This window comes from Chloroflexota bacterium, from assembly GCA_026710945.1.
Classification (GTDB): domain Bacteria; phylum Chloroflexota; class UBA11872; order VXOZ01; family VXOZ01; genus VXOZ01.
Map to the genome: position 1 here is coordinate 46,271 of JAPOQA010000070.1, position 20,569 is coordinate 66,839.

General features: G+C 57.5%; 18 protein-coding genes. 8 read left to right on the forward strand and 10 right to left on the reverse strand.

Annotated elements, in window-relative coordinates; translation table 11 throughout:
• Nucleotides 1-142: 142 nt before the first annotated feature.
• Nucleotides 143-1,765 (reverse strand): cation:proton antiporter, encoded by a 1,623-nt coding sequence (locus OXE05_14705; protein MCY4438565.1) that lies wholly within the window; start codon nt 1,763-1,765, stop codon nt 143-145.
• 230 nt (nt 1,766-1,995) lie between these two features.
• On the opposite strand from OXE05_14705, the gene OXE05_14710 reads away from it, so the two are divergent.
• From OXE05_14710 to OXE05_14720, 3 genes are read left to right on the forward strand one after another with little or no spacing between them, the layout of a single operon-like run.
• Nucleotides 1,996-3,039: a Gfo/Idh/MocA family oxidoreductase gene (locus OXE05_14710; protein MCY4438566.1), complete on the forward strand. Its 1,044-nt coding sequence runs from the start codon at nt 1,996-1,998 to the stop codon at nt 3,037-3,039.
• Nucleotides 2,991-3,911 (forward strand): hypothetical protein, encoded by a 921-nt coding sequence (locus tag OXE05_14715; protein ID MCY4438567.1) that lies wholly within the window; start codon nt 2,991-2,993, stop codon nt 3,909-3,911. Before OXE05_14710 ends, OXE05_14715 begins: the two co-directional genes overlap by 49 nt.
• 15 nt (nt 3,912-3,926) lie before the next feature.
• On the forward strand, nt 3,927-4,700 hold the full coding sequence (locus OXE05_14720) for an ADP-ribosylglycohydrolase family protein (protein ID MCY4438568.1): 774 nt from the start codon (nt 3,927-3,929) through the stop codon (nt 4,698-4,700).
• Between the two features lie 219 nt (nt 4,701-4,919).
• Here the strand turns inward: OXE05_14720 and OXE05_14725 are convergent, their stop codons facing one another.
• The 5 genes from OXE05_14725 to OXE05_14745 all read right to left on the reverse strand — a co-directional run bounded on the left by OXE05_14725 (nt 4,920) and on the right by OXE05_14745 (nt 11,153).
• Nucleotides 4,920-6,329, reverse strand: a complete 1,410-nt coding sequence (locus OXE05_14725; protein ID MCY4438569.1) for a VanW family protein — start codon at nt 6,327-6,329, stop codon at nt 4,920-4,922.
• A 483-nt stretch (nt 6,330-6,812) separates the two neighbouring features.
• Nucleotides 6,813-7,649: an amidohydrolase family protein gene (locus tag OXE05_14730; protein ID MCY4438570.1), complete on the reverse strand. Its 837-nt coding sequence runs from the start codon at nt 7,647-7,649 to the stop codon at nt 6,813-6,815.
• A 249-nt stretch (nt 7,650-7,898) separates the two neighbouring features.
• On the reverse strand, nt 7,899-8,927 hold the full coding sequence (locus tag OXE05_14735) for a Gfo/Idh/MocA family oxidoreductase (protein ID MCY4438571.1): 1,029 nt from the start codon (nt 8,925-8,927) through the stop codon (nt 7,899-7,901).
• A 247-nt stretch (nt 8,928-9,174) separates the two neighbouring features.
• Nucleotides 9,175-10,272, reverse strand: coding sequence for a polyprenyl synthetase family protein (locus OXE05_14740; protein MCY4438572.1), 1,098 nt, complete (start codon nt 10,270-10,272; stop codon nt 9,175-9,177).
• Nucleotides 10,269-11,153 carry a UTP--glucose-1-phosphate uridylyltransferase gene (locus tag OXE05_14745; protein MCY4438573.1) on the reverse strand — a complete coding sequence of 295 codons (885 nt, stop codon included), beginning with the start codon at nt 11,151-11,153 and terminating at the stop codon, nt 10,269-10,271. The genes OXE05_14740 and OXE05_14745 overlap by 4 nt, the downstream gene beginning before the upstream one ends.
• Nucleotides 11,154-11,539: 386 nt before the next feature.
• Between OXE05_14745 and thpR the strand changes: the two genes are divergently transcribed.
• Together thpR and folK are read left to right on the forward strand one after the other, a co-directional pair.
• The gene (gene thpR, locus OXE05_14750; protein ID MCY4438574.1) at nt 11,540-12,121 is read left to right on the forward strand and encodes an RNA 2',3'-cyclic phosphodiesterase; all 582 of its coding nucleotides are present in this window, start codon (nt 11,540-11,542) and stop codon (nt 12,119-12,121) included.
• Nucleotides 12,122-12,337: 216 nt separating this feature from the next.
• A complete protein-coding gene (folK, locus tag OXE05_14755; GenBank protein ID MCY4438575.1) occupies nt 12,338-12,859 on the forward strand; it encodes a 2-amino-4-hydroxy-6-hydroxymethyldihydropteridine diphosphokinase in 522 nt (173 codons plus the stop codon).
• A 275-nt stretch (nt 12,860-13,134) separates the two neighbouring features.
• Here the strand turns inward: folK and OXE05_14760 are convergent, their stop codons facing one another.
• The 3 genes from OXE05_14760 to OXE05_14770 all read right to left on the reverse strand — a co-directional run bounded on the left by OXE05_14760 (nt 13,135) and on the right by OXE05_14770 (nt 15,198).
• Entirely contained in the window at nt 13,135-13,521 is a 387-nt protein-coding gene (locus OXE05_14760; protein ID MCY4438576.1) for a VOC family protein, read from the reverse strand.
• A gap of 95 nt (nt 13,522-13,616) precedes the next feature.
• Nucleotides 13,617-13,982, reverse strand: a complete 366-nt coding sequence (locus OXE05_14765; protein ID MCY4438577.1) for a cupin domain-containing protein — start codon at nt 13,980-13,982, stop codon at nt 13,617-13,619.
• Between the two features lie 469 nt (nt 13,983-14,451).
• Nucleotides 14,452-15,198, reverse strand: a complete 747-nt coding sequence (locus OXE05_14770) for an ankyrin repeat domain-containing protein (protein ID MCY4438578.1) — start codon at nt 15,196-15,198, stop codon at nt 14,452-14,454.
• 251 nt (nt 15,199-15,449) lie between these two features.
• Between OXE05_14770 and OXE05_14775 the strand changes: the two genes are divergently transcribed.
• On the forward strand, nt 15,450-16,721 hold the full coding sequence (locus OXE05_14775) for a zinc-ribbon domain-containing protein (GenBank protein MCY4438579.1): 1,272 nt from the start codon (nt 15,450-15,452) through the stop codon (nt 16,719-16,721).
• A 98-nt stretch (nt 16,722-16,819) separates the two neighbouring features.
• Here the strand turns inward: OXE05_14775 and hemW are convergent, their stop codons facing one another.
• Nucleotides 16,820-18,013 (reverse strand): radical SAM family heme chaperone HemW, encoded by a 1,194-nt coding sequence (gene hemW, locus OXE05_14780; protein ID MCY4438580.1) that lies wholly within the window; start codon nt 18,011-18,013, stop codon nt 16,820-16,822.
• Between hemW and OXE05_14785 the strand changes: the two genes are divergently transcribed.
• Entirely contained in the window at nt 17,978-18,838 is an 861-nt protein-coding gene (locus OXE05_14785; protein MCY4438581.1) for an amidohydrolase family protein, read from the forward strand. The genes hemW and OXE05_14785 overlap by 36 nt on opposite strands.
• 93 nt (nt 18,839-18,931) lie before the next feature.
• Nucleotides 18,932-20,107, forward strand: a complete 1,176-nt coding sequence (locus OXE05_14790) for an acyltransferase (GenBank protein ID MCY4438582.1) — start codon at nt 18,932-18,934, stop codon at nt 20,105-20,107.
• The last annotated feature ends 462 nt before the right edge of the window (nt 20,108-20,569 follow it).

A 20,569-nucleotide genomic window follows, 5' to 3' on the forward strand; every position in this document is an offset into this window, starting at 1 on the left:
TGAATTCCGGCTAAAGCCGGAATGACGGGGTGATTTGCGGGTTTCCCCATAGAGGGAACCGGCATCCGCACCGGGGTCTTCACTCGCCTGTGGAGGGCACGAGTAACCGCCAGTTTCGTCCGAGCGCCTCTCAAACGGGTGGCTAGTGCGCCCCGCGGGCTTCCAGCGTTATGAGATCCACAACGTCCTGCCGGGAAACCACTCCGAGAAACTTCCCACTGTCCTCTTCCACCACCGGAATGACTGTTAGTGAGTTTTCCATCATGCGTTGGAGCACGTCTTCTATCGGCTCGTCGGGTCGGGCCATTGGTGTCTTGCGGCGCACGACTTTCTCCAACTGAGTCGTGGGCCATGCTTCCTTCGGCAAGTAGCGCAGCATGCCCAATGAAACAATTCCGGAGATGTTCCCATTATCCGCGATCACATAGTCGTGTTGCTGGGGGATGAGCCACTGATCCACGAACTTTCGCACCGAAATCTGCGGTTCAGGATAGCTACGCGTGCGGTCAAGTATGTCGTTGACGGTAATGTCGTCGAGGGCAAAGCGCGCCAGAGATGCCGGAATTGAATCGGGCAGCGTTGTATGTTCCGAAGGCTTGGCGCGGTTTACGGCATAGTTGATCACCGACGGCGCCAGCAAGATGTACGCAAACATGATGAGCACGAGGAGTGAAAAGATGTCATCCCCGATAATGCCGGTTTCCAGGAGCACCAAGAGCAATGCAATTTCCGCTACGCCCTTTGCCATCAGCCCCGTCGCGAGGGCGAACGGCATTTCCAGCCGCGATACAAAGGCGCCGACGAGAGAACCGGCGAATTTGCCCACGAGCGGAACACTCACCAGCGCGATAATAGTCTCAATCGGCAACTCCGTGAATGAGAGACTGAGATGCAGTCCCGCCGAGGCGAAGAAGAGGGGCACGAACAACCCTTCGGCAGCGCTCCGCATGCCCGGTACGATGTCCTGGCGCAGTTGGTAAGGCAGACCGGAGAGGGCGGCGCCAAAGAGCAATGCCCCCAGTGAGCCGTGGGTGCCCACAGCTTCGGAGATTCCAACCACTACAAAGAGCCCGCCGATGAGTAAGCCGAATGAGAGTTGGGGCACGTGCAACGTACGTTTCAAGAGTACGATCAAAGGCGGGATCACGCGACTGGAGAGAATCCACGTAACGAGCGTGAAGCCGACGATCTTCGCCAGGAGAATGAGGATGCTCTGCACGTTGATTTCCGCCACGTGCTCGCCAATAGTAAACCCCACAATGAGCAGCGCGATCAATTCCGCAATCAGAACGGTGACGAAAATCTGGATGCCGATTGGCTTGCGCAGATGACCTTCATCGGCGAGAACTTTGCTTACCAAACCAAGGCTGGAAAGCGACAGGATCCCTGACAATGCCAGCGCTTCCGTGAAGTCCAGGCCCAGTCCGAAGTCAAAGAAAATATCGGAGGTAACGCCAAGCGCCAGCAGGAGAGAAATCATGACCGATAGGGTCGCGGCCACAAAGAAACGACCGCGGATTGTGGCTATAAAGCCGGAAATATCAATCTCATCGAGGCCAATGAGAAAGAAGAAGAGAAAGATGCCGATGCCGAGCAGTACCTGCAATTCTTCCGTCGGCTCGATGACGCCGGCAATTGGGCCTAACGCCACGCCCGCCGCAGTAAATGCCACGATAGAGTTAAGTCGAAACCGCCGGAGCACACCCTCCAAGAGCTTGGCGACGACGATTAGCAGCCCAATTGAGAGTATGACATCGAAAGCCACAATAAGACTTCCTTTAGTTGGTACTCGGTCTAACTCTAACTATGCAATAATGCGAAATCTTGACTAGCATACTATCAAATGAAGTGCTGGATGCAAAGTCAGGTCTCCCACCCACGTTCTTTCTCACGGAAAGCATACGTGACTTAGTCTGGAATACGCTAGAATGGAGAACGCTGCGCTCGGTTGCCGGGGCGCACGTGCAACAGTCCAGTGTGAGAGAGGTAGCCGTTATGAAATCGCATTTCCCCAGCTTGCGCGTGGGTGTTGTTGGACTCGGAGTAGGCCGGAGATTCGTTGAAGCGTTCGCTGCGCATCCCCACGCGACGGTCACCGCCATTTGCGGTAAGGAGCGAGACGTGCTTGCGGCGGTCAGTCAAGAGCATGCAAATGTGCGCTGCTACACGGACTTCGCCGAGATTGTGGCCGATCCGGACATCGAGCTCTTGGTAATTGCGACACCCCACGCGCTTCATGCCTCCATGGCGGTGCAGGCTCTGCACGCCGGCAAGCACGTCATTGTGGAGAAGCCGATGTGCATTTCGCTCCAGGAGTGCGAGGCAATGATTCGGGCGGTGGAGGAATCTGGGAAGCTGCTGGCGGTCGATCAGGTCTTGCGGTTCTATCCCTACTACCAGTCAATCAAGGAACACCTTGTCGGTGGGGGATTGGGAGACATCTACTATGCCGAGGCCGACTACCTTCACAACACTGCCCGGCTAATTCGCGAACGGACTGTATGGCGCGGTTCCGCCGAACACTCGCATTACCCCATACTTGGCGGTGGCTCGCATTCTCTCGATATGCTGCGCTGGCTCGTCGGTGAAGTAGACCGAGTCCATTGCGAGGCAGCGGGACGAGCTCTGCCGGACTTTCCCTTCCCGGACTGTATGATTGCGAATTTGCACTTTGTAAACGGCGCCGTAGGGAAGTGCACTACCTCATACGGCCTGGTGCGAGAGACAATGCACAACCTGGTACTCTTCGGTACCGACGGCACGATCGAGCGCGCGCGAGGGCAGCAGGATCGCGACAAACAGTTTGTCTCTTCAGCAAATCACGCGTTTGATGAAGAAGCATGGCCTGTGCCGTTTCAACCCCCAGGCGGAAAACCCATTGCCGCCGTGGTCGATCACGTATACCAGTGTGTGGTCAAGAACGAAACTCCCCTCACCAACGTGTGGGAGGGGGCCAACACGGTCGCCGTGGCGCTTGCCGCGATTGAATCTTGGCAGACCGGTATGCCGGTTCAACCTGCACACTTCAGGCCGGCATGATATTCATTGCCGGTCAAGTCTTCGGCAACTTTGTGTTTGCCATGTCACTGCGCCTGGCGCGGGGCAAGCAGTACCACTATTTGACCGTAGGAACTATCAACTATGCGGTAGCGGCGCTGCTGGCTGTCACCTGGGCGGTGCTGAACGGTATTCCCGACCTGGACGTGCGCGTAATTGTCTTGGGAGCTATCAACGGACTCCAATACCAGATCAGCCTGGCGGTGCTGTTTACGGTAGTAGAGCTCGTCGGTATTGGTGTAACGTTTGGCATCATTCGTCTTTCAATCGCGTTGCCAACGCTGGCGTCGGTCTTTTTGTGGGGGGAGCAGCCGGCCGCGCTCCAAGTGGTCGGTCTCGCGCTCGCGTTCGTAGCTTTGCCGCTGTTGGGCGCGGACGCGCACCAGGCAGCGCGTAACGGACGCGGGCACTCGCTGCGGACGTGGAGCGTGTTGCTGGTGGTGCTAGTTCTGTCCGGCGTGGGATTTACCGCGGCAAAAGCGTTTGCCGTGTGGAGTACACCGGAGTATCAACCACTGTATACTGCTTCCGTGTTCGTGACCGCGACCTTAGGCGCCGCGTTTGTCTGGCCCTTGCGCAAGCGTTTCCGCTTGCCGGAATGGAGGACCGCTTCGCTGCGGCACAACATCGGCTTGGGTGTGTTGATGGGTGCAGCCAATCTCTTTCAAATTGCCATGCTGCTCCGTGCGCTGGAGGTCCTCCCCGGCACGATCGTGTTTCCGCTGGCTGCAACCGTGGGCTTGGCAACGACCTTGATCGGTGGCATGGTGCTGTTTGGCGAGCGGTTTGGACGACTCACCGCCACCGGCATTGTATTGGGGATGTTTGCCATTGTCTTTATCAACGCGCGTTAGTCAGGGGGTCGAGCAATGCTTGGCGCAATAGCTGGTGATGTGATCGGCTCGGTACACGAGTATACTGCTACCAAGACGAAAGACTTTCCGTTAATTGACCCCAAGTGCTTCTTTACCGATGACTCAGTGTTGACTATCGCGTTGGCCGACGCGTTGCTGCACGATCTCGACTATGCTGTCACGCTCAAGGAGTACTATGGGCGCTATCCCGGTGCCGGATATGGTACGAGTTTTCACGTCTGGGCAACGTCCGACTCGTTCGCGCCCTACAACAGTTGGGGCAACGGGTCGGCCATGCGAGTTAGCCCGGTAGCTTACGCTGCAAACAACCTCGAGGAGGCATTGGATCTGGCGGAACGCAGTGCTGCGGTTACGCATAACCATCCGGAGGGCATACGAGGCGCACAGGCCACTGCCGCCGCAGTTTTCCTTGCAAAGACCGGCCACGACAAGACCGAGATTAAAGAATTCGTGGAATCCTCGTGCGGTTACGACTTGCGGCAAACATTGGATGAAATCCGACCCTCATACAGCTTTGACGAATCGTGCCAGGGAACAGTGCCGCAGGCGATTACGGCTTTCTTGGAAGCAGAGGACTTCGAAGATACTATCCGCAACGCCATTTCACTTGGCGGCGATGCGGACACCCTGGCCTGTATTGCCGGGTCCATTGCGGAACCCTATTTTGGCGGCGTGCCGCCGGACATACGCGAGGAAGTCTTGCAACGGCTCGATGACCACTTGCTGGCAGTCGTCACCGAGTTTGAGCAGCGTGTGATGAATAGCTAGTGGCGGCGGTGGACGTTCTTGATTCTGCGTTACAAAATCCTCTGTCTTAAATGAAACAGACCTGCCTCAGATTGTTCAGCATTCTGAGGCAGGTCTCTTGCTTTCACGGTCGCCAGTGAGCGGATCGCCTGTTCCGCGTCTAGGCTGGCTGGAGGATTGGGCTCAGGCTGTTTCGATAAGGGATTACACCGCCGACTGTCGTTGCTTATTCCAATCTCGTTATCTCGCCCTACCCACTACCCAGCGTTCCCGCCAGGGAGTGAACTCGCTGCGGAACTCATCAGTACGAGTATCCTCTCCTTGCACCACCTGCCTTTGAATCACAGTATCTACGCCCTCTACGGCCCACTCGACTTGCAGGCGTACGCCCCATGGAAGACTGGGATCCGGCGTGTCCGGCAGCGGCGGCCCCGGAGCCTCGACGTTCGTCTCGATGACCGGCAGCATCTCTACAGTGCGGTTGAGCTCCCTGCCGCGCAACGTGATTGTAAGTTCCATGTCATGTGGGTCAACGTGCGCCTGTATCAGAATGGGATGCTCGGAGTCGTTGACGAATTTGAGGTCCAGGCCCGGATTGTAGACTGAGGCATCGAAGCCGGGAGGGCTGCCGTCTAGCTCGTAATAGCTCACACGATACGAGTGCTGGTTTCGTTCCGTAATTGGCAAGCCGGCCCAGAAGGCAGCGCGGAACACCGTAGTTGACACCTGACAGACGCCGCCGCCAACACCCCAAATGGTTTGATCTCCCCAGATCAAGAGACCGGTGTGATACCCGGCGCTAAGGGTAATAGGACCAAGTGCCTTCAGGAAGGAAAAGGTCTCACCGGGCTGGATGACGTTGCCATGAATCCTCGACGCAGCCAAAACAATGTTGTGTACGCGCGATCGGGAGGAACCAGTGAATTCTGAGTTGCCTTCGGCAATGATGTTTGCGAAACGCTTCTCTTCCTGCAATGTGCTGACATTGATTGGAGAGGGACGTTCGTAGCTCATGTGCGGCAGCTTTGCTTCAAGCGGCAGCAGGTCGAACTCCTTCAAGAGGTCTCCACCGAGAATCGTCTTTACGTCACCTCTTGTCGCAACACCGGGAATGTCCTCTATCCAGTACTGGAGCGTGATGCGTTGGAAGCGCTGGGTAACGAACGGACCAAACGCTTGTGGCTTTGACATGGGAAGACCGAAGAGATTGATTGCCCTTTCCTCGCCGCCCACGCTCAAATAATGTTGTTTGATGGCGTCGTTTGTCAGCCAACTGAGACGCGTCTGCTTCGCTTTTGCAAAGTCCCCGTTTGAGCCGTCATCGACAATAGACATGGGGATACCGCGGGCATAGAGGAGGTCATTCAAGCCGGCTCTCTCGAGGATTTCGAAGGTGTTGGCAAGGAGCACCTGACGCAGCTTGGGGTCATACTGAAGCAGCGCGCCCTGGGTTACCAGATAGATGAAGCCGTCTTCTTCAAACCGCCGCGAGGCCGGATAGCCAAGCGTTCTCACGCCGCCAAGCTGGCGGAACACACTGTAGAATGCAGGGCCACCAGGCTCATCCCAGATCAGGAATCCCCGGTCGCCTTGGCCACCGAATCCGTTGGCTTGCCGATAGAAGTGCCCGCCGCTGATTGCATGATCCATAGAATCAGCAGCGTAGAGAGGCAGAGTAGAGGAAAGCAGACTGAGGGTGATACCTAAAACTAGAGAGGTAGCCAGTCTGCCGAGTTTAAGATGCACGGGCATTCGTCGTTGATCCCGCTCGGCTGGATTGAGCAAACTGTCTGTGTCAATAATACACTACCCCGTCGATCACTGCAAAATGACAGTCTAAGACTGAGAGATCTGCGCTGGAGAATGGGTTGGAAGCCTTGGTGGGTCTACGCTCACGAGAACGGCATTGCAGGAGAAACTGAGAAGCTCGTCGTTGTGGGGAGACAAACTGAAAGCCATAGCAATCTACGCTTCAACCATTGAAAGCGCTGGGAAATAGCGGACCCCTGTGAGTAAGAAGTGCCGAAACGGTCGAACGACCGAACACATGTAAGGTCTATTTGACATACGCCTTGCAGCCCCAATGACTCACGTCTGAGCCTGCAACAGGCGTTGTTCGGCTTCTCTGAACCCTTACGTGGCGAAGCCCCAGAGTCTCAGAGCAGTCCCGCCGAGAACCCATTCGAGATCAGCTTCGCTAAAGAACGGCATTTCATCGCGGACTGCGGTCAAGCGGGGTAGGTATCCGGCTTTGTCAAGCAACATCGGCCAGTCAGTGCCCCACATGAGGCGTTGCGGCCCCCACGCGTCTCTTGCCTTGCGGAAGAAGGGATGGGTATCCGCGAAAGGATACGCCTCGGCGCTATAGTGCAGCATGCCCGAGACTTTGGCATACGTGCGGGGGAAGTCCGCGAGCGCAAGAAAGCGAGTGAAAACGGGATATGGCGGTTGTTCCGAAACATCAATGCGACCCATGTGGTCGAGAACGACATCTACCTGAGGAAAGCGCTGCAGCATCACTTCAACCATTGGGGCATGCTCTAAGTCCAAGAGTAAGCAGATTGGGATGCCAAGGTCTGCAGCTTTTCGCCAGATGCGGTCGGTTTGTGCGGTCGTGAACCAACTGGCGCTGTCGGGTCGAACCGCGTGGAGCCGCACGCCGTGAAAATTGCGTTCCGTGACCCAGTACTCAAGCTGCTCCGGCGCTTTGTCGTCCAAGGGATCTACTAGGCAGACCCCGGCAAGCTGCTGAGGATAGCGGTCTATGCTATCTGCAAGGTAGCGGTTATCCCAGCCGTATGTGCTCGGCTGGACGAGAACAACGTGATCGACGCCTGCTTGGCCCGTTTCTTCCAGCAGCAATTCGGCAGTGGCAGACGTCGTCGGCACAGGCACATCCGGCAATGTGGGAGAGAAGGGATACTTCTTGTCCTGGGTCCAGATGTGAACGTGAGATTCGACGATTGGCATGGTTGCGCTTCACCTCGCTTAGTGGGTGTTGCAATGGGGCGTAGGGCTACGTTTTCCATTCGCCCCCGTATCGTCCGATACGCTGTATCGTGCGATACGAAGTATCGCGTACGGGGCAAGCTCTGAGCTTGTGGAAGGGCCGTTCATGGTTCAAACGGTGCTGCGCGCAGCAATCACCACGAACGGCTTCTGCAAGTTCGGAAACTTCAGCCTGCGAAATCCTGTGACACCACAAACACGCTCTTCGACTCAACCGACAAGGGGCAACGCGACGGGGCGTCCTTCCGCGGCCGAAATATCGGCGGCAAAACACGCTTCATGTGTATTTACCGAGTCGAAGATGTCGGCGAAAGAGTCCTCATCGTTCAGAATGCAATCAACTATGTGATCGATCTCCCCCTGGAACGGATGATGGGCCACGTCCCCTGAATCCGGCGGTACAGTTGGAATTTCCATGAATCCGGTGGTGCCGGGAAAGGCAGAGGAATAAAAGAGATTGTTTCGTGCCGTGCCCTGATCGCCTTGCAAAGACATGTGGAAGACGTAGGGCATGTGGGCCTCCATGGTGGCGGTTACACGGCCGACGACGCCATCCTCCATCTGCAGCACTGCCGCTGTGGTGAGCGGAAAGTCGAAGCCCTTTTCCTCCAAGCGCACCGGTGTGGCATAGGCAGACACCGATTCCACGTTCTTGCCGGTCAACCAGCGGATGCAGTCCATCGCGTGGCTGCCGCCGGAGAGCATTGCGCTGCCCACGTTCTTCTTATAGCGGCCCCAGTGGCCGGGTGGACGCAAGTAGCCCACTTCGTGCATATAGTCTGCTTCAGCATAGATGAGGTGCCCAAAGTCGCCTGCTTCCCGCCGGTGGTGCAGCGTTTGGACTAACGGGTTCCAGCGCAGCACAAAGCTCACGACGCTCTTGACGCCGGCTTTCCTTACCGCCGTTACCAAACGCTCTAGTTGCTCCGCTGAGATTGCGATGGGTTTCTCGATGACGAGATGCTTATTTGCTTCCGCTGCCAGGGCGCCCTGTTCAGCGTGGGCGAAGTTGGGCGTGCAGATGGAAACTATGTCAACGTTGGGATCGGCGAGCATCTTTTCGTAGTCGGTATAGGGCTTGGCGTCAAGCCCAAACTCGTCAATCGCCGCCTGCGCGCGGGCCTTGTCCCGGCTGCAAACTGCCACCATTCGCGTATGCGGGTTCTTATTGAAAGCGCGAATGTGCTCGCTGGCTACCCACCCGGGGCCAATCAAGCCAACTCCCATAACGTCTGCCATGCTGCCTTCTCCTTTGGTAAACTGTGTGCCCGGACCGGCGCCTCGTCTGCTACGCACTACCGCACGGTAGTGGTCTTGCCACCGTCTAGTGAAAATGGGCCTGTTTTCGGCTCCCTTGGAGCGATGAAAGCCCAGTCTCTTGAGCCTTACCGGCAGTCTGAACTGTCACACTCTGGGCGCTAAGTCCCTGTGGTCTACTTGGCGCTAGAGTACGCTACTACACTAGTGAATGCAAACGAGAAACGAGCTAGGAATCGCGCTCCAGGACGAAGTCGGCAATCGCGTGCAGGAGTTGGCGATGGGGCTGCTGCGGTATGGGCGCGAGGTTGCTGTGTGCCCGGTCAATGTAGGCTTGGGCGAGCGCATGCGCGTGGGCAACGCCACCCAAATCCAGCAGCAGTCGCGTCACGACTTGGACCTGCTCGTTGCTGGCTGTGCGGTTGCCGAGGGTATTGAGTATCTGTTTGTGCTGTGCGGCAGAAGCATTGCGCAGTGCCTCTTTCACGATGAGTGTCCGTTTACCTTCTCTAATGTCCGCGCCGACCGGCTTGCCTGTGGCAGCGGAATCCCCGACTACGCCAAGCACGTCGTCCTGCAGTTGAAAGGCGATGCCACAGTTGGTGGCAAAGGCTGTCAGCGCTGAGACCGTAGAGTCTTCCGGCCGCCAGGCGTTCAGGCCGATACAAGCTCCGGCGGTGGCAGCAAACGCGTAGAGAACGCCGGTCTTCTTTTGCATCATGTCAAGAACTTCTGCCTCAGTAATCTCCGTGATATCTTGTAAGCTGAACTGCACGTCGAGCGCCTCGCCGTCTACGAGACGCGCCTCTACCGAGCCGAAGAGCTCAGCAATGAGATTAAGGACAAGAGTTGCATCTACGCCTCGCTCTGTTGTGGATTTCGTGAGCAGCATAGCGGACCAACCTTGCTGCAGGTCGCCGGCCAGCAAGGCTTGCGTACGTCCATAGTGGGCGGCGTCAGCACCGGTCAAGTGCAGCTCTTGCTTGGCTCGTTCCGCAAAGTCTGCATGAACCGTCGGTCTGCCTCGGCGCAGGTCGTCCTGGTCGATAATGTCGTCATGCACTAGCGTCCAGATGTGGAAGAGTTCTACTGCGGCGGCGGCGGGAACTGCGCGTTCTTCTGCGCCGCCGGTGGCGCCGCAGCACAAGAGGAGGATGCTTGACCGCAGCCCTTTGCCCGGCTGTTGCAGGTAGCTGGCCACTGCCTCGCCGAGGTGGAGCGAACGCAGAGCGTTAGGGTCAATTCCTGTTTGAAGGTAGCCATAGACGCGTTCACGGCGAGAGGTAAGCTCCGCAAGCAACTGAGCGCGCGCAATCCCAGGGCTCACGTTGCGGTGTCCAGATGGTCGAGATCGAGACTGCGCAGATAGGCGAGCAGCCCGGGCCTAAGGTCAGGCCGCTTGAGGGCAAGGTCGATAGAGGCGCTCAAGTAGCCTACTTTGTCGCCCATGTCGTAGCGCTTGCCCGTAAACTCGCACGAGTAGACAGAACCTGCTTGGGCAAGGGAGTTTATAGCGTCCGTGATCTGAACTTCGCCACCGGAGCCAACGGGGATTCGGTCGATGAAATCGAATATTGCCGGCGTAAAGACGTAGCGACCGACAATGGCCAGGTTAGACGGCGCTTCGTCTGCCGGCGGCTTCTCGATGAGACGGTGCAGCCGCTGAATGCCTGCCGCAACGTGTGTGCCTTCCACGATGCCGTACCGGTCGACGTGGGCATGCGGCACAGGCATCACGGCAACGACTTCTCCTCCGTAGGTTTCATGCGCGTCGATGAGCTGCTTGATGGCAGGAGGATTGCCGTCAATAACGTCATCCGGGAGAAAAACCGCGAAGGGTTCATCGCCGACGACGCTGCGGGCCGTGCGTACGGCGTCGCCGGTGCCGAGCGGCGCATGCTGGCGTACGCCAATGACCGTTGCCATTTCCTTGAGCGCTTGCAACTCCGCCAGTTCCGTGCGCTTGCCTCTCGCGGCAAGACTCTCTTCAAGACGGTAGGCGGTATCGAAGTAGTCCTCGACAGCTTGATTGCCGGTAGCCGTGACAAGAATGACTTGCTCGATGCCTGCTGCCACGGCCTCTTCAACCACGTACTGGATTGCCGGCTTGTCGGCAAGCGGTAGCATAACTTTCGGGACTGATTTTGCCGCGGGGAGTGTGCGGGTGCCCAGTCCGGCAACCAGAAAGACCCCTTTACGTACCTTCATGTGGTTGACCTAGCGTGCAGAGCAATTCTATGCAGTTCTCAAAGAAGCAGTGAAAGGGTCGTTGCCCAACAGTGGTAGGGTAAGATCCGCGTCCATCGTTTAACATGAGGGACGCATACCAGCTAGACTGCCCAAGAAACGAGACATCACCACGGACAAGTCTTGCCCGCATTAGGCAACCCTATTTCACAGCGATTATACTTTTGTCGTGCGGCACGTGACAAGGGATTGCTTTGGGCATTGAATGTGCGGCTAGGTGTCAACTTCATTTCTCGTGCTCTTCAGAGGACAACCCGTTACCTCGAAGACGGCGATCAGGACGCGAGTTAATGACGGCAGCCGTGTGGGTAGCCTGCCTCAATCTGGAGTAAGAGTTGCGTAGCCTAGTGGATACAGAGAGACTGTTTCTGGCCATTGCCCTGCCCGGTAGCGCCCGAAATTGCATGGCAGAGAGAGTGCGATTAGTGGCCAAGCACGCTGACAGAGTACGCTGGGTGCCGATTGAGAATGTGCACATCACGCTCAAGTTCTTTGGTGAAACACCTGCGGCACAGAGAAGCACAATTGAGGCCACAATGGAGCGGGTCGTTGCGAGCGTGCCTCCGCTGGAACTTGCCATCACGGGTGTAAAGGTTGTGCGCCGAGGCAGAAGGCCGCAGATGGTCTGGGCAACGGTGGCAGATACGGACGGGCGGTTGCAGCGGTTGCATGATAGAACGGAGCGCCTGCTGGAAAGTGAAGGATTCGCACGAGAAGTACGGTCGTTCTCTCCCCACAGCACGCTTGCGCGTGTGCGTGACGGTGTCGCTCAGTGGGAGCAGGAATCGCTTGAGAATTGGGCGGCGACGCAGCGCGAAATGCCACCGATCCCCTTTCAGGTAGCAGAAGTCTTGCTAATGAAAAGCGAGTTGAAGCCGCAAGGAGCCGAATACACGGTCTGCAGGCGATTTGGGTTGCGGGGAACGTGACCGCCACTTGGTCTCAGGCGTTAGCTGCAGGGGTGAGCAATCGCAATCGGCGGATGAACCGGGAAGCTCCGGGCACGTCCTGCGGCATTTGACTTAGAGTCTTGTTGAAGGCGCAAGACATCTGCCTTTGCCATCGCCGCCCATGAGATGTGGTCAATTGCCCATTGGTGGCGGCAGTGCTAGCGTCGATGACCGCAAGGAACTGGGGAACAGGCTATGCCGGTTGTTTACTTAGGTCTTGGGAGCAATCGCGGCGACAGACTCGCGAACTTGCGCGGCGCCGCGCAGCGGCTACACGCAAGAGTCATGCTTACGCAGGTTTCCTCAGTCTACGAAACCGAACCGGTCGGCCACGCCGAGCAGCCGTGGTTTCTCAACGCCGTGCTTGAGGGAGATACGGAACTGAGCGCTGAAGCGCTGCTCAAGTTGGCATTGGAAACAGAAGTAGCACTCGGGCGCGTGCGGTCCTTTCCGAATGCGCCGCGCACGTTGGATGTAGACATCCTGTTCTATGGCGAACTGAAGATTGCTTCCGCAGCCCTCACGATTCCACACCCGCGCCTAACTGAGCGGGGATTTACTCTCTGCCCGCTCACGGAAATCGCCCCGCACCTAGAACATCCCGTCTCAGGACATACGATGGAGGCCATATTGGCGACGGCAACCGGCTTGGAGGAGACCCGCCACTTTGCCGATCAGAACTGGTATGCCGAGGCCGCGCCGGACATGTTGCTCTAGAGCCTCGAGCGAGTTCAAGACGGTTTGGTGTCGTGCGTGTGTCAGGTGCGCGAGTCGCATCCGGCGCGGGCAGGAGACCTCAACCCAGAGACCGGGTGGCATGCCAGCCGTACCTGAGTTTCTGCAGCGCGAAGGGAATGCGCACCTCGCGATTCAACGCAGTTCGCCGCACGCTCGCGGTGCGCCAAGAGCATGCTTGGGAGCACCGCACCTCTACATAATTGCAGCATTTGGCAACCAAGTTTTGCTGGCAAAGCGAGGGAGAATCAGCCGGTTCACGCGTCGTTCCGTTCGAGTAACTCTATTTCGTACCCGTCGGGATCGTCGATGAACCCCATCTTTCTACCCTCGGCGAACGTTTCCCGCCAGCCGTCAGGCCAAATCTCAATGCCTTTACCTTCTAGCTCGGCGCAGAATGCAATCAGGTCGGGCACGCCGATGGCGAAGTGCATGAGGTCCTCGGGGACGTTGAGGTCGTAGTCGTCAGAGTATGTAAGCTCCAGAGTATGCAGGTTACCGGGCAGCTCGAGATGGGCAATTTGGTTGCCGTCCGGTGAGCGCTCGCTCCGGCTGATCACCTTGAAGCCGAGGTGTTCGCAGTAGAAATTGATCGAGTTATCCAGGTCGCTCACGCGTACGCGTGTGTGCAAGAATACGGCCATTGGTTTCTCCTTCTAGTTTGTCGTTGCAATACACATGGACTGTGCTTATCTCTACTTGGCAGAGTTGCTTCCGCTACACTCCTCCTTAATTTCCACTACGTGCCATTGTCCTGTATTTCCAAGAACTCCTCGCTGTCTAAGTCGAAGGGCGGGACGTGGATGAGCAGGAGTCTCGCAGGATTTCCACTTTCGTTGTAATAGCTGAACCACTCGTTCATGGGGATGTGTAAGACATCCAGAGTACCTAGCTCAATCTCTCGGTCCCGGACGACGAATGAAAGCGGGCCTTCGAGACAAACGTAGAGCTTTTCACTGCTGCTCGAGCGTGCCGTGCGATGCCGGGCACCGGGAGGAACGTCGATGGTGGCAATTGAGGCTGATTGTAGGCTGCGAGGAGTGAGTTCCCGGATAGACAACCCGTCAAAGTCAAAGGGCACAGCCCTGTCATAGTCTGTACGCACGAGTGTGAACCTCTCCTCGAAAACTCTGATCAGCGCTGGTTGGCGCGTCTCTGCAGGCCATAGTAACAATCTGAAGGAATCTGAACAAACTCGCTGCGGTGGGCTTTGGAGCCGGTAGAGGGCATACAAACTGAAGGCAAATTGCTTGCGTGGATGCTCATTTCACGAGTTGCTTTCATCTCATGTCTCTCCCTTTGAACCGTACATATCGGGGAGAAGAAAACCGGATGATCGGCAAGAAGGGTTGGGCGCGACTTTGATCTTAGCCCAGGAAGCTACGAATTGGAGAAAGATGGGGCCAAGGTCCGCCGGTGGGTGTCAAATGGGGATTGCTCAGCCGTTAGGTTGGCAGCACTTCCGCCCCCAGGACTTCGGTTGACCATACACTGATCTCCCCGGAGCCCACCCTCTGTATGTTCGAAGCCGTTTCTGGTACTCCCTCTCGGCGATTCGTGGCTCCCGAATTCTCCTATTCCTTGGCGCCTGCGCCAACCAGGATCTGTACGGATTCAGGCGTGCCCTGAAAACTCGCCGCCGCCAGGAGAGAACGGCCATCGGCCAATCTGGCATTTACGTCCGCGCCGGCAGCGACGAGTATGCGTAGCGCTTCGATATTGTCCCATTGAATCGCAGCGTACAGCATCGGATTGTTGTTGTGGTCGCGCGCGTTTATATCTGCACCGGCGTCGACCAGAATGCGCAGTGCTTCGTCTCTTTTACGCCAAATCGCGGTGTAAATCATTGGATCATTATTGCTATCGCGCGCATTGACATCTGCACCGGCGTCCACGAGAATCTTTAATTTCTCTGGGGAGGCCCGCCAGATCGCGGTGGATAGGTACGGATCACCCTGTTCGTTACTGACGTTCACTTCTCTGCCTTCATCGACGAGAGCCTGCAATCTCTCCGCATCGCTGGTACTCCGCCAGATCGCACCGTAGAGCTCGGGGTCGCCGGCAGGATAAGGCGTGGCTTTCGGCACAGGCGGCAGCGTAGGTAGCGGCTCGACTGTCGGCGCTGGGGTTGGGCTAGCGGATCGGGACGCCTCCGCCGGCCGGGGATTCGATGGTGTAGAGTCGGCGCCGCGATTCGCAGTGTCAGGAGAGTCCACGGGGCGTGATGCGGGTGACTCCAGGTCGTACAAGACGACAACCGCGACGACGCCTGCGGTGACGATGACGACCGTAAGTATGAAACCCAACACATAGCGGAGCATGGCAACTGCCTCCAAAGTCAGCGGCGTGTAGAGCCTGCAATGTCAACACTGGCGACCATTTCAATGTGCACCGCTTCTCGCATTCGAGTAGATTCTTAGGGTTAGCGGTGCTGCGCAGAGAGGGTTGCACAAAGCCAGCCATTCACAAAGCCGCACGGTATGTCTTATACTACTGGATGTCAGCACTACAAGCCATTTGTTGCAGATGGCAAATAGGCTCTGGGCCGGATAGTAGGCAAGAAGGTGGCCGCATGGAACGCATTGGTAAATTCTGCACAAACTGTGGCAGCGCGTTGAGTGAAGGCGCCAAATTCTGTGGGCAATGCGGCGCGCCGACGCAACCGCATGAGGCTCGGGCGGCGGAAGCCGAGCCTACGCGGCAACCGCGCGGCGAAGATGCCCAGGTGACGCCCAGCCAGACCGGAAGGCCACCGCGTGAGGATCCAAGTATGGCGGCGGTGAGCGGCGCAGCGAGCCAGACGCGTAAGGATAGTGCCCCGGTGGCGCCAAGAGAGGCCGCCACGCAGCCCCCAAGCGACGATACTTCCGAGACGGTGGAAGCAGCCGGTACCCAGCCGCGCGTGCGGGATGCTGCGGTGGCCCCAGGCAAGTCGCTGGGCGGATACAAGCGTTTCCTGCGTATAGACCCTTCCGGCGGTTTCTTGGCAGTTGTCACGCCGCTTTTCATTTGGATTGCCGCTGCGGGCATCCTCGCGTGGGCAGTCCTCGGACTGATTTCGCTCCGGTTCGATCTCTCGTTCTTGAACCTCGAAGACCTGTTTTTCACCATGTTGATCATAATAGGCATCATGCTCAGTGTGGTTGCCAATGCCTATCTCGCCCTCAGCTACCGTGACCGGGCAGGCGCACTGTGGCAGGCTCTGTCATTCCTGCCGGTGCTATGGGCGGCCTTCTTATGTGTGGGGTTGTCCATCATGATTTGGCAGGTATGGACCGACTTCGCGGGCGGCCCCAACGAGCTGCGGCGGGCAATGTTTTCATTGGTCGGCGTTGGAATCTGTGGGATGTATGGCGGCTATTTGTCCCTTGTCGTCATCGGCCCGGCCCGAATCTATCAGGCAGTGCGTCGGGTCGTTTACGTCCTCATCGCTCTAGTCGCTGTGGAGATTCTGGACGCGCTCTGGTGGGGGGCCAGGGACGTGCCTGGTATAGAGATGTGGGAGCACTTCTTGCGGGCCGGTTTGACCGCAGTCTCTTGCGCTATCGTGTACGCCATCATAGCGTTCTTCATGGCTCAAGCTCGATCTAAGGGATCGCAGACCAGTATGCTCGTCGCGTACGTCATCCTTGGAGTCTTCGGTTTCACGATAGCCGTAGGGGCACTGTGGGACACGTTTCCTCCGGGCGCGATCCGATTCGTTCACGGTGCGATCGTCATAGTGATCGTTGCGACAATCGGACTGCTGGTGGTCCAGCACTTTGAGAAGAAGAAGGTCGCCGGGAATCCGCCCGCAGGGAGCGCGCCTTCCCCTCGCGATCCCAGGCAGGCTACTGTCTCCTGACCAAAGACCTCCTGGCGAGTTGGGGCATTGAGAGTGCACCTCCAGAGCTGGACCAACTGCAGTCCAGTAGGCTACGCCTGCAGCACTTGCGTTGACGCTCAGCGGGATGAAACAGACACAGGAGTTGTCATCCCAGACTCCAGCGCGGTCATGAGCCTTACACAGACTTCATTTGCAAGAAAATAGCCGTTTGAAGTGAGACGAATACTGTTCTTGTCGACGCAAATCAGGTTGGCGCGGGTCAAGTCCTCCACTACTTCTCCAAAAAGAATGACGGGATCGACGCCAAAGCGAGCTGCGAACTCTTGACGCAGGATGCCCCGCTGCAACAGACGCAAGTTGAGGAAGACGGTCTCTTCCATAGCGGTGGCTTGCGAGATGTCTTCTTGATGCAGCACAGTCGATTCTCCACTGAACGCACGTTCAATGTACGTACGCGGCGCACGAATCTCTTCGGTACGCACGCTGTCAAGGTAGCCGTGCGCACCGGCCCCGAGGCCCAAGTACGGTTCATAGCGCCAGTAGATTGAGTTGTGCTCGCCTGCCTTGTCCGGCAAGGCCCAGTTGGAAATTTCGTAGTGTTCGTAGCCGGCGCCCGCCAAGCGCTCGCGCGCAGAGGCGTACATGTCAGCGGCAATGTCATCGGCAGGGAGTTTGATCCGGCCGTTGGCTACCCAGCGTGCATAGGGCGTGGTGGGTTCCACGGTGAGGCAGTAGAGCGACAGGTGCTCCGGCGCAAGCGCAAGGGCTTGTTCAACGTCGTGTTGCCAGTCGGCGAGCGATTGATTCGGCACGGCGTACATCAGATCGAGGCTGACGTTCTCAAAGCCGGCTTGTCGTGCAATGAGTAGGCCGCGTTTCGCTTGCTCGGCACTATGGTCGCGACCGAGCACCTTCAGCAGACGGTCGTTCAAACTCTGTACGCCGAACGAAAGGCGATTGACCCCGGCGGCGCGAAATCCGGCAAAGCGCTCGGCATCCGCCGTTACCGGATTGGCTTCGAGCGTAATCTCGCAATCGGCCGTTAGCGGCAAGACGGCATCTACTGCTTTGAGAATTCGGGCAACGTGCTGGGGTTCTAGCAGCGAGGGCGTGCCGCCACCAAAGTAGACGGTGCGCGCGGCCTGAAGTCCGCTGGCCGCACCTTCGCGCGCAATGACGCGGCATAGTGCCTCCACGTACGCCGGAACGAGCGACTGCATGCCGGAATACGTGTTAAAATCGCAGTACGGACACCGCACACGGCAGAAGGGAATGTGCAAATAGACGGCGAGCGCGTTCTTGACTTTCACACTCATGTCTTTCCCGCAGAAATTGTACAGGCGCGCGAGCATTATTTTGCCGGCGAGCCTTGGTTTGAATCCCTCTATGCGGCCCCGCAGAGCCGGCTGGCAACCGCCGACGACCTCGCGCAGGCAATGGACCGGGACAGCATTGCCGCGGCAGTGGCACTCAATTTCGGCTGGCGCGACCCAGGACTCTGCCGCGAAACGAACGACTCTATTCTAGAAGCTCTCAGGCCGTATCGCCAGATTGTGCCTTTCTGTGCGGTCGTGCCGGGCGATCCGGGCGCTGCCCAGGAAATCGCGCGTTGCGCGGCGCTGGGCTTCCGCGGGGTCGGCGAGCTCAACGCCGACGGACAGGGAATTGACATAACCGATGAGCGTACGATGCGACCCGTCATCGAGGCGTGCCAAGTCCACGGCATGGTTATGCTCTTGCATGCCAGTGAGCCAGTGGGGCATAGCTATCCCGGTAAAGGTGAAGCCACGCCGGAGAAGCTTGCCCGCTTCTTGACAGTGGCGCAAGAGGTTTCCATAGTCCTCGCCCACTGGGGAGGGGGCTTGGCATTCTATGAACTAATGCCGGAGATTGGATCGCTAGCGGTCAACTCGTACTATGACACCGCAGCCACGCCCTACCTCTATTCCCCGCAGATATATCGGATTGGATCGCAACTGGTGGGTTCACGGGTGCTATTTGGGAGTGACTTCCCGCTTATGCCGCAGCGACGAGCCCTCAAGCACATGGAAGAGGCGCACCTGAGCAGAGAGGAACGCCATGCATTACTCTGGGATAACGGAGCGCGGCTATTGGGGCTAAACGCGAGTGAGTGAGACTAGAGGATAAATGCCGAGAGCCTCGTTCCTGGCCCAACGTCACCGAATTCTCCACGTTGAATGGCTTGTTCTCGCGACAGTTGTTGTGCCATGCCGCAACTGACGTCTCCAGAAGGCAGCGACTCCACGCAGCAAGCGGGGGTTGTGGCGGGCGCGCCTGAAATCAAGAGTACCCCTCCTGCCCCAATGCCTGCGAGTCTGCGCTTCCACGAACTTGACGCCCTGCGCGCCGGGGCCATGCTTCTGGGCATAGTTTTGCACGCGTTCCTCTTTCTCATCCCCGATGCTTGGCCGATCCAGCATTCCGATCCACCCGCACTTGTATACTGGATTGGTCTCAACGTGATTCACGGCTTTCGCATGCCGGTCTTCTTTCTGTTGAGCGGGTTCTTTACCGCGATGCTTTGGGAGCGGCGCGGACTACGCCAACTCGCGTTGCATCGTGGGAAGCGCATCGCACTCCCTCTTGCATTGTGTTGCATCACTGTGATTCCGGTGAACTCATGGGCCTTCATAGGGAGCGAGTTTAGTTTTGGCTTTTGGCCGTTCTACTGGGTGTACGGCTTTCACCACCTGTGGTTTCTCTGGATACTCCTCTGGCTGGGCGCCGCCTTTCTTGTGCTCGCGCGGTTGGGCGTGCAGTTTTCCCACCCCGTGCTCTGGTGGTTGTTGATCCCCCTTGCGCTGGCGCCGCAGTTCTTCATGCATGAGCCGATTGTCGGCCCCGATACGCCAGGCGGACTGGTCCCACATCCGCTTGTAGTGGGCTACTACGCCTGCTTCTTCTTTTTCGGCGCGTTCTTCTACCGGCGTCGCTTCATAATGCGCCGCTGGTGGGTGCTGGGGCTGCTGCCGGCGCTCTTATTGGTATTCCCGGTCGCCTTTGTCCTGCTGTTTCCTGAAGAGAAAGTTGCGTGGGTATTGCCGGTCTCGACCGTGTTCCAGGTTGTGTATGCGTGGCTGATGTGCTTCGGATTGATCGGCCTCTTTCGCTTGATTGCCTCGCGGGAACGGCCCTGGGTGCGCTACGCGTCGGATTCATCCTACTGGCTCTATTTGTGGCACCTGCCGCTCATCGTCTTTGCCCAGCGCATCGTACTGGATTGGCCCATAAGCCCGCATCTGAAGTTTGTGCTGATCTGCGTCACTGTGACCGCAGTTTTGCTCGCCACGTATCAGCTTGGCGTGCGCTACACGCCCATTGGCACGATGCTCAATGGGAAGCGCGAGCGGCCAAGACGAAAGTCAGTTGCAGTGATTGAGTGACACGGGTCTGCGGCTGTTCACTCGCTACAGAGGAAGTCGTGCTATTAATCCTCACGAGCAGACTTCAAGAGCGAACATAGTCGGCCGATTCGATAGCGTCGTCACAGGGTCGGCAAAAGAGCGCGGGACAAGCCCCAGTGTTGTCGCACTAAAAGCGAAGGGGGACGCTTGGCATTCCCTACGCGGGAACGCGTATCATCTCTCCTCCAGAGGCGGGTATTGCTCCCTCTCCCTGGGGAGACCCTTGCATAACCCCACTTTCAAGCAGGGGCACTCCCTCTCCCTGGGATGTATAGACCGGGTTGATGGGTAACAGGTGTTCGGGTTGATAGGTTACACCATCGAATATGGGAGTTTTCGTTGTATGCAGTGTCCATGCCATGGAAGTTAGACCCACTCAATACCCTTGTGGATACGGTTTTTCCCCTGGCACCAGCTCACGAACTGAACATGAGTATGTCG